This window comes from Streptomyces chromofuscus (assembly GCF_015160875.1).
Taxonomy (GTDB): Bacteria; Actinomycetota; Actinomycetes; order Streptomycetales; family Streptomycetaceae; genus Streptomyces; species Streptomyces chromofuscus.
In genome coordinates, this window is sequence record NZ_CP063374.1 from 3,878,503 (window position 1) to 3,892,044 (window position 13,542).

Annotated in this window: 10 protein-coding genes and 4 tRNA genes; 10 read left to right on the top strand and 4 right to left on the bottom strand. The window is 70.4% G+C overall.

Annotated elements, in window-relative coordinates:
- Positions 1-246: 246 nt before the first annotated feature.
- Together IPT68_RS17450 and IPT68_RS17455 are read right to left on the bottom strand one after the other, a co-directional pair.
- Positions 247-783, bottom strand: coding sequence for a hypothetical protein (locus IPT68_RS17450; protein WP_189696132.1), 537 nt, complete (start codon positions 781-783; stop codon positions 247-249).
- Between the two features lie 76 nt (positions 784-859).
- Positions 860-1,210, bottom strand: a complete 351-nt coding sequence (locus IPT68_RS17455; RefSeq protein WP_189696131.1) for a metallopeptidase family protein — start codon at positions 1,208-1,210, stop codon at positions 860-862.
- A gap of 105 nt (positions 1,211-1,315) precedes the next feature.
- Here IPT68_RS17455 and IPT68_RS17460 point away from each other — a divergent pair, with 105 nt between their 5' ends.
- The 9 genes from IPT68_RS17460 to IPT68_RS17500 all read left to right on the top strand — a co-directional run bounded on the left by IPT68_RS17460 (position 1,316) and on the right by IPT68_RS17500 (position 10,190).
- Positions 1,316-2,869 carry a metallophosphoesterase family protein gene (locus tag IPT68_RS17460; protein ID WP_189696130.1) on the top strand — a complete coding sequence of 518 codons (1,554 nt, stop codon included), beginning with the start codon at positions 1,316-1,318 and terminating at the stop codon, positions 2,867-2,869.
- Positions 2,870-2,949: 80 nt separating this feature from the next.
- Positions 2,950-3,025, top strand: a tRNA-Glu gene (locus IPT68_RS17465).
- Positions 3,026-3,319: 294 nt separating this feature from the next.
- A tRNA-Asp gene (locus IPT68_RS17470) sits at positions 3,320-3,394 on the top strand.
- A gap of 22 nt (positions 3,395-3,416) precedes the next feature.
- Positions 3,417-3,490 (top strand) — tRNA-Phe (locus IPT68_RS17475).
- Between the two features lie 294 nt (positions 3,491-3,784).
- Positions 3,785-4,276, top strand: coding sequence for a SigE family RNA polymerase sigma factor (locus IPT68_RS17480; RefSeq protein ID WP_189696129.1), 492 nt, complete (start codon positions 3,785-3,787; stop codon positions 4,274-4,276).
- On the top strand, positions 4,273-5,100 hold the full coding sequence (locus tag IPT68_RS17485) for a hypothetical protein (RefSeq protein WP_189696128.1): 828 nt from the start codon (positions 4,273-4,275) through the stop codon (positions 5,098-5,100). Before IPT68_RS17480 ends, IPT68_RS17485 begins: the two co-directional genes overlap by 4 nt.
- 578 nt (positions 5,101-5,678) lie before the next feature.
- A complete protein-coding gene (gene hrpA / locus IPT68_RS17490) occupies positions 5,679-9,617 on the top strand; it encodes an ATP-dependent RNA helicase HrpA (protein WP_189696127.1) in 3,939 nt (1,312 codons plus the stop codon).
- 93 nt (positions 9,618-9,710) lie between these two features.
- A tRNA-Asp gene (locus tag IPT68_RS17495) sits at positions 9,711-9,785 on the top strand.
- A gap of 213 nt (positions 9,786-9,998) precedes the next feature.
- Positions 9,999-10,190: a DUF6274 family protein gene (locus tag IPT68_RS17500; RefSeq protein ID WP_189696126.1), complete on the top strand. Its 192-nt coding sequence runs from the start codon at positions 9,999-10,001 to the stop codon at positions 10,188-10,190.
- Positions 10,191-10,595: 405 nt separating this feature from the next.
- Here the strand turns inward: IPT68_RS17500 and bldC are convergent, their stop codons facing one another.
- Together bldC and IPT68_RS17510 are read right to left on the bottom strand one after the other, a co-directional pair.
- On the bottom strand, positions 10,596-10,802 hold the full coding sequence (gene bldC, locus IPT68_RS17505; RefSeq protein ID WP_003949541.1) for a developmental transcriptional regulator BldC: 207 nt from the start codon (positions 10,800-10,802) through the stop codon (positions 10,596-10,598).
- 520 nt (positions 10,803-11,322) lie between these two features.
- Complete coding sequence (locus IPT68_RS17510; protein WP_189696125.1) at positions 11,323-12,174, bottom strand: hypothetical protein; 852 nt, start codon at positions 12,172-12,174, stop codon at positions 11,323-11,325.
- Between the two features lie 222 nt (positions 12,175-12,396).
- Here IPT68_RS17510 and IPT68_RS17515 point away from each other — a divergent pair, with 222 nt between their 5' ends.
- Positions 12,397-13,497 carry a Leu/Phe/Val dehydrogenase gene (locus IPT68_RS17515; protein WP_189696124.1) on the top strand — a complete coding sequence of 367 codons (1,101 nt, stop codon included), beginning with the start codon at positions 12,397-12,399 and terminating at the stop codon, positions 13,495-13,497.
- The last annotated feature ends 45 nt before the right edge of the window (positions 13,498-13,542 follow it).

A 13,542-nucleotide genomic window follows, 5' to 3' on the forward strand; every position in this document is an offset into this window, starting at 1 on the left:
CGATCTACCACCATACGCACCCACCACCCCGAAACGCAAACCGGGTCCGCGACGACCGCGTCACACGGCGCACTCCGGCTGCCCGTACCTGCCTCCGCACGGGCTCTCGCCGCACCGCTGTACGGGCCCCGCCACACGCCGCACGGGCCGCACCGCACCGCGTCCCGACACCGCGGACGCACACCCGCACCGAGAGCTCGGCCCGCACCCCGAGACGTCGGCCGCACCCCCCGCCGTCGGCCCGACCTACACCGGCGCCCCCGCCTCCGGCGCCGGCTCGCGGTGGACCAGTTGCGGTCCCGTCTCCTCGTGCGCCGACGAGGACGGCTCCGCGGCCGTCGGCTCCGGCGAGGACGGCGGTTCGGGCGACGGCGGGGGCGGTTCCGACGCCGGGGTGGTGCGGGTGGGCGGCGGGTCGGACGGAGGCGGCGGGTCGCCCGGCTCGGGAGTGTGCCCGGGCTTCGCCGGGACCGACGCCGGCGCACTCGCCCCCGGCGCCTTCGCCGACCCGGACGGCTGGGGCTTCTCACCCGGCCCCGCCGAGCGGCCGCCCTTCGCGTCCTTGCCACGCCCGGCCTGCCCTCCGCCCGCGGCCCCGCCGCCCGCGAGACCGCCGCCGGACCCGCCCGACCATCCGTCGGGGGCCTCGCCGCCCCTGGATCCCGCCGAGTGCGACGGCCTGGCCCGGTCGCCGTCGTCGTCACCCACACTCATACAGCCGGCGGCAGCGGCGACGGCCACGACGGCGGCGGCCAGGCGGACAGGTACGTACAAGGGGCGCACGAGCAGCCACCTCCGAGGCGGGGTGATGGAGTCAACCTGCCCAACTCCCGCCGCCCACAAGAGGACACGCGCCCCGTTACCCGTATCCCAGCGCGTGCAGCCGCGCGTCGTCGATACCGAAGTGGTGGGCGATCTCGTGCACGACCGTGATCTCGGTCTCCGCGACGACGTCCTCGCGGGACTCGCAGATCCGCAGCGTCGGCCCCCGGTAGATGGTGATCCGGTCCGGCAGCACCCCCGCGTACCACTCCCCGCGTTCGGTCAGCGGCGTCCCCTCGTACAGCCCGAGCAGCTCGGGATCGTCGGCGGGCGGTTCGTCCTCGACGAACACCGCGACGTTGTCCATCAGCCGCGTCAGCTCCGGCGGGATCCGGTCCAGCGCCTCGGCGACCAGTTCCTCGAACTCCTCGCGCGTCATCTCCAGCACAGGCCCATTGTCCGGTACGACACCCCGAACGAGACCCAGCCACCACCGCCCGTACGACCCGCCCGGGCTCGCATATCCACCCGGGGACATGGGCATACGGGACCAATGGCCCGCGTCCCCGCCGCCGTCCGGAACACGATGAGCCGTCTGCGACCCACCCGCCGTCCCCGTCCCGCCGCCCGAGTCGAACTCGTCCCCCCACCCGCCAACCGCTGGACCCGGGCCCTCGGGCTCGTGGCCGTCGTCCTGCTGGGCGCCTGGCTGGGTCTGCTGGTCGTCGGCAACGTCCGGGTCCCCGTCGGCCCGATGGACACGACGATGACCCTGCGCCCGTCCCTCACCGGCGGCACGAAGATCAACATCTCGCCGCTGGGCGCCCTGCACCTGGACAGCCACATCGCCCCCGTCCGGCTGGACGTGAACGTCGACCAGCTCGACCCCGACCGCTCCCAGGCCCTGGTCGACCACCCCGAACGCCTCTCCGGCCTGCAGGACGAGGTCGCCCGGGACGTCGGCCACGGCGCGCTCGACCTGGCCGTGCGCTCCTGCGTGGCGGTCGTCGCGGGCGCGACCGCCCTCGGCCTCGCCGTCTACCGCCGCCCGGGCCGCGCCCTCGCGGCCGGCGGCCTGGCGCTCACCCTGCTCGCGGCCTCGGGCGCGACCGCGTACGCCACCTGGAACCCCAAGTCGGTGCTGGAACCGAGGTTCTCGGGCCTGCTCTCCTCCGCCCCCTCCCTGGTCGGCGACGCCCGCAGCATCGTCACCGAGTTCGACGTCTACCAACGGGAACTGGCGCGCCTGGTGACCAACGTGACGAAGCTGTACGACGCCACCTCCACGCTCCCCGCGTACCGGCCGGACCCGACGACCATCCGCGTGCTGCACGTCTCGGACATCCACCTCAACCCGGCGAGCTGGAAGATCGTCGCCTCGCTGGTGGAGCAGTACGAGGTGGACGTGATCGTCGACTCCGGCGACACCATGGACCACGGCACGTCGGCGGAGAACGGCTTCCTGGACCCGATCGAGGACCTCGGCGCCCCGTACGTCTGGGTCCGCGGCAACCACGACTCCCGGATCACGCAGCGCTACCTGGACGACCTGAAGAACGTGCACGTCCTGGACGACGGCCGGGCGGTGTCCGTCGCGGGCCTGCGGTTCGCGGGCATCGGCGATCCCCAGTTCACCCCGGACCGCACCAACAAGGCCGGCGCCGAGGCCACCCAGGAGCTGGCCGGCGCCCGCCTGGCCACCGCCCTGCGCGACCAGCGTGCCGCCGGCACCCCGGTGGACGTGGCGGTGGCCCACGAACCGCAGGCCGCCCGGCAGACGGACGGCGAGGTGCCGCTGGTCCTGGCGGGTCATGTGCACCACCAGGAGATGGAGGTGCTGCCGTACGGCACCCGGCTGCGCGTCGAGGGGTCGACCGGGGGCAGCGGACTGCGCGCGGTGGAGGGCAAGCACCCCGACCCGATCGAGGCGTCGATCCTCTACCTCGACCGTGACACCCGCCGCCTCCAGGCCTGGGACGCGATCCGCCTGGGCGGCCTCGGCCTCACGACGGCGGAGGTCAGCCGCCACCTGGTGGAGGAGAACCAGCCGGGGGCCGCCCGCTCGCCGTCCCCCTCCCCCACGCCGTCTCCCCGGCGCAGTCCGTAAACCGTTTTGGCGATCCCTCCCGCCATCCCATATGCTTCTCTCGTCCCCGACGCGCTGTGAAGCGCCCAGGCGGGCCGATAGCCCTCATCGTCTAGCGGCCTAGGACGCCGCCCTTTCAAGGCGGTAGCACGGGTTCGAATCCCGTTGGGGGCACCAGCGCAGACGCATTGCATGAACCCACTCCCGGCACGGGAGTGGGTTTTTTGTCGTACGCCGCGCGGCACCCACCCGCCCCGCACAAGATCCCGCCACGCCCGCCACACCCGCCTCGTCGGCCGCCGCGGAAATAACCGGTACAGGGCACCACCCACCCTCTGATATGCTGATCCAGCGACATCGGGCACCAAGAAAGTGCAGGTCAGCCAAAGGGAAGCCAACTCCCGGCGGATTTCTTCCACTCATTTTGGAGACCCACATCGCCGTGTGCGACACTGTCGTACGCAACAGCCTGGTCCTGTGGAGCAGTTTGGAGTGCTCGCCACCCTGTCAAGGTGGAGGCCGCGGGTTCAAATCCCGTCAGGACCGCTCGGGGTCTCACAAACCCCGTGGCTGGGTAGCTCAGTTGGTACGAGCGTCCGCCTGAAAAGCGGAAGGTCGCCGGTTCGACCCCGGCCCCAGCCACAGCCCGAAAAGGGAAAACGCCCGCTCCGAGGGTCCTCGGAGCGGGCGTTTTGCTGTCCGTAGGCCGACGAGTCGGCCGACTGTCGCCCAGTCCACCGAAGACCTTCCGCACTGCGTCCAGTGCGACGCGAGCGCAGGTCGGTGGCTGCGATGCCGGTCGCCGCGTCCAGCGGTCAGCCGGACCGTGCGCGGGGCTGCTCCGAGACTCGCCTCCCGGCTCACGCAACCCCCCGGCCGTCCCACCGCACTGGAGTAGTGGGACGGTCCGCGCGGGCGGACCGGGAAAGGGGCGGGATGGTGACCGGCGATGATGCGCTGCGCGCCTTCGTCGAGGGTCGGCGTACGGCGCTCTTCCGCAGTGCCTATCTGCTTTGCGGTGATCGCGACGAGGCCGAGGACTTGGTGCAGACGACCCTGGTGAAGGTGGTGCTCGGCGGCAGGCGTCTGGGCCGCCTCGACAACCTCGAGGCGTACGCACGCAAGACCCTGGTCAACACCTTCATCGCCGCCCGGCGCCGCTTCTGGCGGCGCGAACACGCATACGGCGAACTACCCGACCGGGCCTCACCGACGGCCGACGCGGACACCGGCCTGATGGTCCGTGCGGCCCTCGCCCGCCTCACCCCCAAGCAGCGCGCCGTGCTGGTGCTGCGCTACTGGGAGGACCTGAGCGTCGAGGCCACGGCGGAGTTGCTCGGCATGCGCGTGAACACGGTCAAGAGCCATGCGGCTCGGGGATTGGCGGCGCTGCGCGCCGAGATGCGGGAGGAGATGGCATGGGCATGAACGAAACAGAGGTACGGACGCTGCTGGGGCGGGCCGCAGACGAAGCGGGGCGACCCGCCGTCACGACGGACGCGGTCTACACGAAGGCTTCCCACATCCGGTGGCGGCGCCGCGCCGTGGTGAGCGGTGCGGCACTCGCCGTCGTCGCGGCGGGACTGGCGATCGTCCCGGGGACGGTGGGACAGGAGTCCGGCGAAGCGTCGGTGGCCGCGCCGACCGAACTGACGGGCGGCAGCGGCCAGGCGAAGAAGCTGGCGAAGCTGCTGCCCCCGGAAGTCGGGAAGATCGAGCAAGTCTCCTGGGCGGTGCTGCTCAAGCAGGCGGACGCCAAGCACGCCGAGGGGCGGCACGTGGGACCGCTGGACGGCGAGTACGCGGTTCGCCGTGACGGGGGTGTCGGCTACCTGCACATCAGGATCATGACCCACGAGTACATCGACGCCAAGACCGGCGGCAAGGGAATGCCGTCCGACCTCTGCGGACCGGACGGCGGCCGCATCGACTGCGTGCGCGAGCAGTTGCCGGACGGGCGTGTCCTCACCATCTGGCGGGAAGACGCCACGGCCCGCCCCGGCCGTGTCTCCCCGAGCACGAGCCCCGGCGGCGTCTCCCCGACCGTGAGCCCCGTCGCCACGGGCTACCCGACCTGGGGACCGGAACTCGTCGGCCGCCTGACACTCCCGGACGGCCGGATCCTCGCGGTCCGTGACAGTTCCGGATTCCAGGGGAAGAACAAGCTGGGTCCGCTGCTGAAGACGACGCCGTTGGGACGTGAGCAGCTGCGTGACCTCATGCTGAGGCCGGAGCTCCTGCCGAAGAGGTAGCACCGCGCACGCCATAAGGCGGTCCGGGGCCCAGGGACACTGCTGCCCTCGTCCGCCGCCGTGGGCAGTCGCTTCCGGGCGTACGCCGGCAGCGGCGGACACCGGCAGTCGGCACAGCACGTCCGCACGCGGTGTGATCAGGTCCGTGACACGAGCCCCTGCCCGATACGACCGGGGAGGGGCTTTCTCACGCCGCCCACGTCAAAGGTGTGCAGCGGTCGTCGGCGGATCCGCTCGCGCAGACCGCGCAGCTGCCGGCCCCCGGCATCGGGGTGCGCTACGACGCGGACATCCTGCCGGCCCGCACCTCGCCAACGAGGTCCTCGCCCGCTGGAACCCCCGTTTTGAACACCGCACGACCCTGGAGGGCGGCATCGGCCCTGTGCCATGGCCCAGGCCCACCCGGTCGGCGGGGGAACGGCCCAGCCACGCGTCGGCACCCGGTGAGGAACGGCTCCACCGTACGGACGGCCCCTACGGCCAGCCCGCGCCCTCCGCCCATCCCCCCGCAACGGGCCCCAGGCCCCGGATGAAATCGTTCGCCAGGGATTTCCCGGGGATGAGATCCTGGAAGCCGTATGTCTACGCAGCCTGCCCTCGCCGCCCGCCTGACCGACCTCTCCCTGCGCGACGCGCACCGGCTCGGACGCAGGCTGGAAGGCGCACGCAAGGTCCGCAAGCCGGAGGCCCGGGCCGCCGTCCTCGGCGAGATCGAGGCGGAAATCGAGAAGGCCGTGGCACGCATGGCCGACCGGCGGGCCCGCGTACCCGCGGTCACCTATCCGCCGCAGCTCCCGGTCAGCCAGAAGAAGGACGAGATCGCCGACGCCATCCGCGACCACCAGGTCGTGATCGTCGCCGGCGAGACGGGCTCCGGCAAGACGACGCAGATCCCGAAGATCTGCCTGGAGCTGGGCCGGGGCGTCCGCGGCATGATCGGCCACACCCAGCCCCGCCGTATCGCCGCCCGCACCGTCGCCGAACGCGTGGCCGAGGAGATCGACACCCCCCTCGGCGAGGCCGTCGGCTGGAAGGTCCGCTTCACCGATCAGGTGAACCCGGACGGCACCTTCGTGAAGCTGATGACCGACGGCATCCTGCTCGCCGAGATCCAGACCGACCGCGAGCTGCGCGCCTACGACACGATCATCATCGACGAGGCCCACGAGCGGTCCCTCAACATCGACTTCCTGCTCGGCTACCTCGCGCAGCTGCTGCCGAAGCGGCCCGACCTCAAGGTCGTCATCACCTCCGCGACCATCGACCCCGAGCGGTTCTCCCGGCACTTCGGCGACGCCCCGATCATCGAGGTCAGCGGCCGGACGTACCCCGTGGAGGTGCGCTACCGCCCTCTCCTCGAGGAGGACTCCGAGGACACCGACCGCGACCAGATCACCGCGATCACGGACGCCGTCGAGGAGCTCATGGCCGAGGGCAAGGGCGACGTCCTCGTCTTCCTCTCCGGTGAACGCGAGATCCGGGACACCGCGGACGCGCTCACCAGGAAGCAGTACCGCTTCACGGAGATCCTGCCGCTGTACGCCCGCCTCTCCCACGCCGAGCAGCACCGCGTCTTCCAGCCGCACACCGGACGCAGGATCGTGCTGGCCACCAACGTCGCCGAGACCTCCCTCACCGTCCCGGGCATCAAGTACGTCATCGACCCCGGCTTCGCCCGCATCAGCCGCTACAGCCACCGCACCAAGGTCCAGCGCCTGCCGATCGAGCCGATCTCCCAGGCCAGCGCCAACCAGCGCAAGGGCCGCTGCGGACGCACCAGCGACGGCATCTGCATCCGCCTCTACAGCGAGGAGGACTTCGAGGCCCGCCCGGAGTTCACGGACGCGGAGATCCTGCGCACCAACCTGGCGAGCGTCATCCTCCAGATGACCGCCGCCGGCCTCGGTGACATCGAGAAGTTCCCCTTCATCGACCCGCCGGACCACCGCAACATCCGCGACGGCGTCCAGCTCCTGCAGGAACTGGGCGCGCTGGACCCCGCCCAGAAGGACCCGCGCAAGCGCCTCACGGACACCGGCCGCAAACTCGCCCAGCTGCCCGTCGACCCGCGCCTGGCCCGCATGGTCCTGGAGGCCGACAGGAACGGCTGCGTCCGCGAGGTCATGGTCATAGCGGCCGCGCTGTCCATCCAGGACCCGCGCGAGCGTCCCGCCGACAAGCAGACCCAGGCGGACCAGCAGCACGCCCGCTTCAAGGACGAGACGAGCGACTTCCTCGCCTACCTCAACCTGTGGCGGTACATCCGCGAGCAGCAGAAGGAACGCGGTTCGTCGTCCTTCCGCCGCATGTGCAAGCAGGAGTACCTCAACTTCCTGCGCATCCGCGAATGGCAGGACATCTACTCCCAGCTGCGCACGGTCGCCAAGCAGATGGGCATCCACCTCAACGAGGACGACGCCCCCGCCGACCGCGTCCACGTCTCCCTCCTCGCCGGTCTGCTCTCGCACATCGGCATGAAGGACGTGAAGGACGGCAACAAGAACGAGTACCTGGGCGCCCGCAACGCCAAGTTCGCGCTCTTCCCCGGCTCCGCCCTCTTCAAGAAGCAGCCGCGCTTCGTGATGTCCGCCGAGCTGGTGGAGACGAGCCGCCTCTGGGCCCGCGTCAACGCCAAGATCGAGCCCGAGTGGGTCGAGCCCCTCGCCGGCCACCTGATCAAGCGCACGTACTCCGAGCCGCACTGGGAGAAGGACCAGGCGGCCGTGATGGCGTACGAGAAGGTCACGCTGTACGGCGTGCCGATCGTCGCGCAGCGCAAGGTCAACTACGGTCGCATCGACCCCGAGGTCAGCCGCGAGCTGTTCATCCGCAACGCCCTGGTCGAGGGCGACTGGCGCACGCACCACAAGTTCTTCGCCGACAACCGCAGACTCCTCAGCGAGGTCGAGGAGCTGGAGCACCGCGCCCGGCGCCGGGACATCGTCGTCGACGACGAGACGCTGTTCGACTTCTACGACCAGCGGGTCCCCGAACACGTCGTCTCCGGCGCGCACTTCGACTCCTGGTGGAAGCGCAAGCGGCACGAGCAGCCCGACTTCCTCGACTTCGAGCGCGAGATGCTCATCCGCGAGTCGGCGGAGGCGGTCACCAAGGCCGACTACCCGGACTCCTGGCGGCAGGGCCCTTTGAAGTTCCGCGTCACCTACCAGTTCGAGCCGGGCGCGGACGCCGACGGCGTGACCGTCCACATCCCGCTCCAGGTCCTCAACCAGGTCACCGACGAGGGCTTCGACTGGCAGATCCCGGGCCTGCGGGAGGAGGTGGTGACGGAACTCATCCGCTCCCTGCCCAAGCCGATCCGGCGCAACTACGTCCCCGCGCCGAACTTCGCGAAGCGCTTCCTGGACACGGCGGTGCCCCTCCAGGAGCCGCTCACCACCACCATGGCGCGCGAGCTGAAGCGGATGGTCGGTGTGCCCTTCACCGCTGACGACTTCGACTGGTCCAAGGTCCCCGACCACCTGCGCATCACCTTCCGCATCGTCGACGAGCGGCGCCGCAAGCTCGCCGAGGACAAGGACCTGGAGGCGCTGAAGCTCCAGCTGAAGCCCAAGGCCCGCAAGGCCCTGTCGCAGGCCGCCGCGGCCACCGCGGAGCGCCAGGGCGGCGAGTCCGTCGAGCGCGGGGGCCTCACCGACTGGACCATCGGCACCCTCAGCCGCGTCTTCGAGACCCGGCGCGCCGGCCAGCCGGTGAAGGCGTACCCGGCGCTCGTCGACGACGGCCCGGCGGCGAACACGGTCTCCGTACGCCTCTTCGACACGGAGGCGGAACAGGCGGAGGCGATGTGGAAGGGCACGCGCCGGCTCATCCTGCGCAACATCCCGGTCAATCCCGCGAAGTTCGCATCCGAGAAGCTGACCAACGCTCAGAAGCTCGCCCTCTCCGCCAACCCGCACGGCTCCATCCAGGCCCTGTTCGACGACTGCGCCACGGCGGCGGCGGACAAGCTCATCGCCGACTTCGGGGGGCCGGCGTGGGACGAGGAGTCGTACCGCAAGCTCTACGACAAGGTGCGCGCCGAGATCGTCGACACGACCGTGCGGACGGTGGACCAGGTCCAGCAGGTCCTCGCCGCCTGGCAGGCCTGTGAGCGCCGTCTGAAGGCCGTACGCAGCCCCGCGCTGCTGCCGAACCTCCAGGACGTGCGCAAGCAGCTGGACGCCCTGGTGAAGCCCGGCTTCGTGACGGAGAGCGGCCTGGGCCGCCTCGGGCACCTCATGCGCTACCTGGTGGCCGCGGACCGCCGCCTGCAGCAGATGGCGACGAACGTGCAGCGGGACACCACGCGCATGGAGAAGGTCCACGAGATGCAGGACGAGTACGCGTGGCTGCTGGAGCAGATGCCGCAGGGCCGCCCGGTGCCCGCCTCCGTCCTGGAGATCCGCTGGATGATCGAGGAGCTCCGGGTCAGCTACTTCGCGCACGCGCTGGGCACGGCGTACCCCGTGTCGGACAAGCGGATCGTGAAGGCGATCGACGCGGCGGCGCCGTAACGGCACCCGCACGCTGAGTGAGTTCGACCAGGCGCCGCGGCTCCTGTACAGTCTCTTCTCGCAGCGCAACGCAGAAATCGCGCCGCGAAACCTGGTCCTGTGGAGCAGTTTGGAGTGCTCGCCACCCTGTCAAGGTGGAGGCCGCGGGTTCAAATCCCGTCAGGACCGCAAGAAGACTGAGGCCCGCCCCGCAAGGGAGCGGGCCTCAGTCTTGATCGCGTTTCTCGTCGGCGAGCCCGGGTTCCTCGGAACCCGGGCTCCGTTGTGCGGGCCGGGCCCCTGGCCCGGTGTCCGTGGCCCTCTGCGCCGCCTTGACGGCGTCACATTCGGTCGGTACTCAGAAACCAGGGCAACACGCCCGCGGGCCCCCGGAGGTGGCGTATGGCGGCATCGGCGAGGCACGAGACGCGGGCGTTGCTGCGTGCGCATCTGTCGGCCGCGTCGTCGTACCGGCATCTGACCCGGCACTGCCCGGTCTGCCATCGGCTCCTCCGGCTCGCCATGGACTCCGCGCCCCGCCCGGCGGACCCCCCGGAGGACGGCGCCGAGGGTGAGCGGCCCACCGGCACATGACCCCTCATGACCCCAACTCCCCTATCGCACATAGGCCAGAGGCAACAAGCACACTGGCATGTGACGGGAGTCACCGCATGAGTTTCTGAAACGGCGGTACTTACCCAGCTCCTACAACCGGTCAATTTAATATGTGCAATTGCACCCTCCCCCAGGGCTTCCTCACGGCTGCTCCGACACCCCTCCCCAGAGTCCGACAAGCCCGCCCACAGACTCGCCGCCCCGCGCACAAAAAAGATCGCGCTGGACCCGGCGGAGTCCAGCGCGATCGACGACGCACCCTGTCAGTTGCCTGAAAGCCTTGGGTGTAGGCCCTGTTGGGGCAGAACCCGCGTCGCTTGGAGCTGTGTTTCGGACGTCTCGGCGGGTTGGGGGACCAGCCGGTTCGCCCGGTTATTCAGTTGTTCAGGCCTCGCTGCGCTGCTGCGGGATGCCCGCGAGCAGAGCGCGCACCTCGGCCTCGCGGTAGCGGCGGTGCCCGCCGAGCGTGCGGATGGAAGTGAGCTTGCCGGCCTTCGCCCACCGCGTGACCGTCTTCGGGTCGACGCGGAACATCGTGGCGACCTCAGCCGGGGTCAGCAGCGGCTCGGCATCAGGGGTGCGAGCGGTCATGAGCGGCCTCCTCGGGAGAACCGAACCTTCTCGGTTCTTTCCTCTAAATTCTGCACCTTGACCCGCGTTGCCCGAAATGGCGGACGCGAGTCGAGTCGGTTATAGGACGAACGGCTTGTCCTCGGCACTACAACTACACCATCTGTCCAGCCGCGTCGGCCAAACCGATGGAATTGCCCTCCCAGGTGTTCATCAGCGACGGATGCCGATGGACCATGCCATAGCGGACAGTCACGCCACTGTGACGATCAGTCACAGGGCGATCAGGAGTCACCAGACCCCCCAAAGCGTGCAATGCAGAGATTCCGCCCACTGCCGGACGCACCGGGACGGACAGAGTCCTCCCCGGACTCCTTGTCCTATTTTGGCATGAGGGCGGGCAAGGGACGCAAGAGACGTGTACGTGCGCTCCGTCACGCTTGTCGCATGCATCACACACTTGACACATACGCCCAGATCGCGCTCCGAGTCCCTTGTTGACGCCCCGTAAGGTCCGTAAGGTACGTCACAGAACAGTACGTCAGTTCGCCGAACGCAGGTCCCGCACCGACCGCCAGCGCTCCACCAGCCGGCCGTACGCCTCACCGGCCGTGACCCCGTCGCCGATGCGCAGCGCCTCGATCCCCTCGGCCACGTCGGCCGCGGAGTGGTCGCCCTCCAGCTCACCCTCCGGCAGGGCGTGCACCAGCCCGCCGTAGTCGAGCTCGACCAGCGAGCGGGGATGGAATTCCTCCAGCCATCGCCCGACGTCCACGAGGCCGTCGATCAGCGGTCCCTCGTCCATGGCGTTCTTGAGTGTGCGCAGCCCGCGGGCCACCCTGCGCCTGGCCTGGACCATCGGGGTGCGGTAGCGCAGCACCGGCGGGGCGTCGTCGGTGCCTCCGGAGCCCTTGTCGTACTCCCGCTCCTCGTCGGAGACGAGCACGAACCAGGTCAGCGGCACCTGCCAGGTCGCCGTGCGGATCCAGGGGCGGGCGTCGGGGTTGCCGGCCAGCCAGCGCTCGTAGTCCTGGGTCGCCTGGTGGCGCACCAGCGGCGGCAGCACGGCGTCCAGCAGCGGCGGCGGGAGCTCCTCCGCGAGGTCGCCGAGCGCCTGCCAGCCGCGCAGCCGGGTCCGCCAGGGGCAGACGTGGATCACTCCGTGCGCCCCCAGCACGAAGGCGTCACGGCTCTCGTGCACCGGTACCGGCACGGGCGGGGTGGGCAGCAAGTCGGCCAGTGAGCGACGCAGTTCGTCCTGGTACGAGGGGCGGTCCGGGCGGCGCGCGTAGCGTGCCCAGTACTCCCGCTCCGGCTCCGGGAAGGCGGCCAGCGGCTCGTACACGCGCAGGTAGGCCGCATACGGAACGATCACCGAGGACACCTTGGGCACGCCTGCTCCCTCCCCCGCCACCTGCCGGGGAAAACCGCGGAACCCGCCCACAAACGCGCGGGAAAACTATGCAAATCGTCGCACGGACGTACTCCGTGCGGAGGTGATCCTGAGCACTGCCCCGTCGGCGCGGCCCAGAGGCTCTAATCTCGTGCTCACGGGTCCCGCCACCCGCACGGGGCCCTCGTCCCATCGCCGCTTTTTACCTCAGGAGTCACCACCGTGACCGACGTAACCGGCGCACCTGCTGATGTACTGCACACCCTGTTCCACTCGGACCAGGGCGGTCATGAGCAAGTCGTCCTCTGCCAGGACCGCGCGACCGGCCTGAAGGCCGTGATCGCCGTCCACTCCACCGCCCTGGGCCCCGCGCTCGGCGGTACCCGCTTCTACCCGTACGCCAACGAGGCCGATGCCGTCGCCGACGCGCTCAACCTGGCGCGCGGGATGTCGTACAAGAACGCCATGGCCGGGCTGGACCACGGCGGCGGCAAGGCAGTGATCATCGGCGACCCCGAGCGGATCAAGACCGAGGAACTGCTGCTCGCCTACGGCCGCTTCGTGGCCTCCCTCGGTGGCCGGTACGTCACCGCCTGCGACGTCGGCACGTACGTCGCCGACATGGACGTCGTGGCCCGCGAGTGCCGCTGGACCACCGGGCGCTCCCCCGAGAACGGCGGCGCCGGCGACTCCTCCGTCCTCACCGCCTTCGGCGTCTACCAGGGCATGCGCGCCTCCGCCCAGCACCTGTGGGGCGACCCGTCGCTGCGCGGCCGCCGGGTCGGCATCGCCGGTGTCGGCAAGGTCGGTCACCACCTGGTGGAGCACCTGATGGCCGAGAGCGCCGAGGTCTTCGTCACGGACGTGCGCGAGGACGCCGTCCGCCGGGTCACCGAGCGGCACCCGAGCGTCAAGGCGGTCGCCGACACCGACGCGCTGATCCGCGTCGACGGCCTGGACATCTACGCCCCCTGCGCGCTCGGCGGGGCGCTGAACGACTACTCCGTGCCGGTGCTGACCGCGCGCGTGGTGTGCGGCGCGGCGAACAACCAGCTCGCCCACCCGGGTGTCGAGAAGGACCTCGCCGACCGCGGGATCCTCTACGCGCCCGACTACGTGGTGAACGCCGGCGGGGTCATCCAGGTCGCCGACGAACTGCACGGTTTCGACTTCGACCGGTGCAAGGCGAAGGCGGCGAAGATCTACGACACCACGCTGGCCATATTCGCACGTGCGAAGGACGACGGGATTCCGCCGGCCGCCGCGGCCGACCGGATCGCCGAGCAGCGGATGGCGGAGGGTCGCGCGGCGCGCGGATGGTGACGTTCCGCGGGGCCCGTCCGGAGGTTCGAGCGGTACCTGCCGGTC

Excerpts from the sequence above, each read along its gene's own strand:
- IPT68_RS17460 (WP_189696130.1), top strand. The coding sequence starts at position 1,316 with ATGGCCCGCGTCCCCGCCGCCGTCCGGAACACGATGAGCCGTCTGCGA.
- IPT68_RS17480 (WP_189696129.1), top strand. The coding sequence starts at position 3,785 with ATGGTGACCGGCGATGATGCGCTGCGCGCCTTCGTCGAGGGTCGGCGT.
- IPT68_RS17485 (WP_189696128.1), top strand. The coding sequence starts at position 4,273 with ATGAACGAAACAGAGGTACGGACGCTGCTGGGGCGGGCCGCAGACGAA.
- hrpA (WP_189696127.1), top strand. The coding sequence starts at position 5,679 with ATGTCTACGCAGCCTGCCCTCGCCGCCCGCCTGACCGACCTCTCCCTG.
- IPT68_RS17500 (WP_189696126.1), top strand. The coding sequence starts at position 9,999 with ATGGCGGCATCGGCGAGGCACGAGACGCGGGCGTTGCTGCGTGCGCAT.
- bldC (WP_003949541.1), bottom strand. The coding sequence starts at position 10,802 with ATGACCGCTCGCACCCCTGATGCCGAGCCGCTGCTGACCCCGGCTGAG.